Origin of the sequence: Marinifilum breve (assembly GCF_003202155.1) — a bacterium.
GTDB lineage: Bacteria > Bacteroidota > Bacteroidia > Bacteroidales > Marinifilaceae > Marinifilum > Marinifilum breve.
On the sequence record NZ_QFLI01000025.1, the window covers coordinates 1 to 3,770 of the forward strand.

Consider the following 3,770-nt stretch of genomic DNA (forward strand, 5'->3'; position numbering starts at 1 on the left):
TTTTCCACTCATAATTTAAATCACGTCCTGTAGCTTTTGCTCTAAACACAACATCTTCATTTTCACAAACTGTTTGATTTGCAATTGGATCTAATGTTGGTTTTGGATTAACAACCTGAGTTCCTACTGAAATATCAGATCCACATTTATTTGAAACTTCAACTTTATAATTGCCTTCCATTGCTGTTGTTGCATCTCCTAAATTCAACTGAACTCCAGCAACAGTATTTGTTGATCCATCATTTAATGTCCATTTAATATCATCATATGATCCAGTTACACTTATAGTACCTAATACCAAAGGATCACCTTCACAAACTGCTATTAGATTTTCGATGCCCGGAGAATCGATTGAAGGGGCATCAATAATTTTTAATTCAGTTGTGTAAGTCAAACTTGTTCCACATTTATCTGTAACCTCACAGATATATGTTCCCTGATCAGCCATTGATAAGTTATCGAATTTAATACTTGATCCATTTCCAGGTATTCTTGCTCCATTCGGAACAGTCCATGTATATATTGGATGATCTCCATTAACTTTAACATCCAATACCAATTCGGTACCTAAACACAAGGGAGGTAAATTAGCAGGCCATGCATTCACTTTGCTTATAGGAATATAAACATTAATAAATCCTGACACTATTGCAGATGTACACCTATCTTTAACTTTTACTTTATATGTTCCTGTTTCTGCTGTCGAAATCCCTGGCAAAGTATAAGAATTTGTATTGCTAAGCACTTTTGAATCACTATCTTTTGTCCATGTATATTTTAAATCGCCTGCTGAATTATTAACAGTTACACCCAAAACCTCAGCAGCGCTTCCTGTTGCACAAGTTTCATCGGTATTAGACCACGCATCTACAACCAAATCAGGATGATGACTAATTGAAAACTCTTTAACTACTTCCGGACAAACTCCATTACTCACTTCAATATAATAAGTAGCATCGGTCGCAGAAGTTGCGTCCAAATTTAGCTGCGAACCACTTGCAATTGTAACAGTTTCCCTTTTCCATGTATAAGAATAAGGTTTAGATCCACCTACATTTTCAACTGAAAACATCCCTCCTGAACCATTACAAAGAGTCTCATCATTTATATCATCATATGTAATTGGTTCGAACACATTAATTTTTACCACATTCGATTCATCTGGAGAGCCTGTCCCTGAAACAATACATTTGAATTCCCAATCTCTCATTGCTAAAGTTACCGGATCTATTTCCAATGTTTTATCTCCATCTTTCAACGTTCCAACTGCTGAAGCATTTGCAAATGATTCTGTATTATTTTCTCTGTATTGCCACTCATAACTTAAACCTGCCCCAGAAGCGTCTATTTTAAATTCAGCTTTACCACCAGACAAACAAACATTCAAATCAACAGGTTGAACTGTAATTTTGGCATTAGCATCAACAGTTAACAATGCTTCACGAGTTATTTGAGAATCACAATCATTGGTAACTATGCAACGGTACTTATTTCCATTTGAAGCCAAAAGCACAGAATTCAACACCAAAGATTTATTCGTTTCTCCTACCATATCGCTCCAATTGGTTCCTCCATCTGTTGAAATTTGCCATTGATATGTAATAACAGGCTCGCCTTCAGCTTCAACTACAAAAGTTGCGTTACCATTTTCGGCAATTTTCACATCTACTGGTTCACTTTTTATTAAAACTTTTTTCTTAACATGTAAACCAACCTTTTTCGAAGTAACCGAAGCACACTTATTTGGCGTAACAACACAGTAATATACCTGTCTATTATTTGCTAATGGATCTACTACTGAAAAATTAGGATCATTTGTTTTTTCACTTACTTTAATATCATTTTTATTATACCAAGCATAAAGCAGGTCACCTTCACCTGTTGCATTTAATGTAAAAGTTGCAGGTGTAATTCCTTCACAAAGTGAAACATCATTTGGTGGAGTTATAACAGTTGCATTTTGCAATACTTTTACAGTAAATTCAACCATTTTACCCAGACAACCATTAGAGCTTGTTAATACACAAATGTATTTGCCATTGTGCGATACTGCATCGGCATTACCTAAATCTAAAATACTGCTGGTTTCCAACTGAGGGTTTGACACAAGATTTTTATGCCAGGAATACTGAACTCCATCACCAATTCCTTCAACTACCAATTTTAAAGGTGTACCCTCGCAAGGAGTTGTAGTTAAATTTGTAATTGGTTTATGCGAAATAGGTTCATGAATATTTACCAATGCATTAGCTTTTATATCTCCACAGTATTCACTGGTCACTTTTGCAACCAATACTCCTTCAGAGGCAGGATGTGTTGCTCCTAAAATAGTATAATTAACTCCTGTACCTAATTTAGAACTTTCATCCGAATTCCACCATTCTACACCGACATAATCAGTTCCAACTACATTTGCTGTTAGCAAAATGTCTCCTTCACATTCATGAATTGGGTCAATTGCTGCTAATTTCGGTTTCTCATGCACTTCAACAATGTAGCTTTTACTCAAATTATCACAATTTCCAAGGCTTGTTACTTTTGCTTTGTAAGTATAAGTGCCAGGTATATCGTGTTTACTTAATTGCACCTGATTTACATCACCAAAACCAACTAGGGGATTATCAGAATTATCAGTCCAACTTACAGTATAAATATCTGAGTCTCCATTCACTTCAACATCAAGAATAGGTTGTTCTCCTTGACAAATATGAATTGTTTCATCGGCAGGAGAAATTATAGAAACATGCTCGTGTACAATAAGTTCTCTTTCTATATTAACTTCATCGCCACATCCTAAAATAACCTTACAGTAATATACTCCAGCATCACTTGTTGCTACTGATGGAATTTCATAGAAATCTGCATTACTTATAACAGCTCCCAAAGGATCTTTAAATCTCCATTCGAATCTAGGAGTTCCAGTATAAGCAATATCAATACGGAAGTCGGTATCGCCAACACATTTTTCAATTGAAGTTCCAGTAGTAGAAGTAGTTACTTTTTCAATTCTTAAATTAGCTGTTGCAGTTTTTGAATTTCCACATTGATCTGTTACAACGCACGTATATGTTCCTAAATCAGAATCCTGCACATCTGTTAAGCTAAGAAAATTGCTATTTTCTCCAACTATTGTTATATTGGTATCATCTTTCCATTTGTAAGTCAATTCTGACAAAGATGAAACATCCTTCACATCAACTACAAAATCAACATCTTTTCCAATACAAGTGGCAACATCATTCATCGAAACTGCTCCAAAATCAGGAATCAGGTTCCAGGTAAATTTATGAGTGAAATTATCTCCAACACAATTTGGTACAGCAATAAATTCCCATGTTCCTTGGGTGGTTGTATTCACTTCGAATGTATATGGATTTGTGATTACAATTTCTGAACCATCTGGCTTCTTAGCCTTATACTCTGCTACAGCTCCATTATCATCAAAAGTAACTGTTACATTTGTTGGGCTACAGAAAGGACCAACAGCACTTGCAGTAATTCCATTCACAAGCATTTTAGGCACAATAGTTAAATTTGCTACAGATTCCTTGCTATCACATCTATTGGAAACCACAACCTTATATTGTCCTGCATCGGTAAGTTCAATTGGAGCTATAATCTTCTGAGCAGCATCTCCATCTATATCAACACCATCCTTTTGCCATGAAAAATTATAGAATGATTCAGGTTGAGAAAGTGAAACTGAAAAAGTATGATTGCCATTTCCTTCACAAGGATTTGCATCATCTAAAGGATCGGTAATTGTAACA

The 3,770-nt window shown here is 35.3% G+C and carries 1 protein-coding gene; it reads right to left on the reverse strand.

Translation table 11 applies throughout. From position 1 onward, the window contains the following. On the reverse strand, window positions 1-3,770 hold a 3,770-nt coding region (locus DF185_RS23680), incomplete at both ends, for an immunoglobulin domain-containing protein (protein ID WP_165836111.1).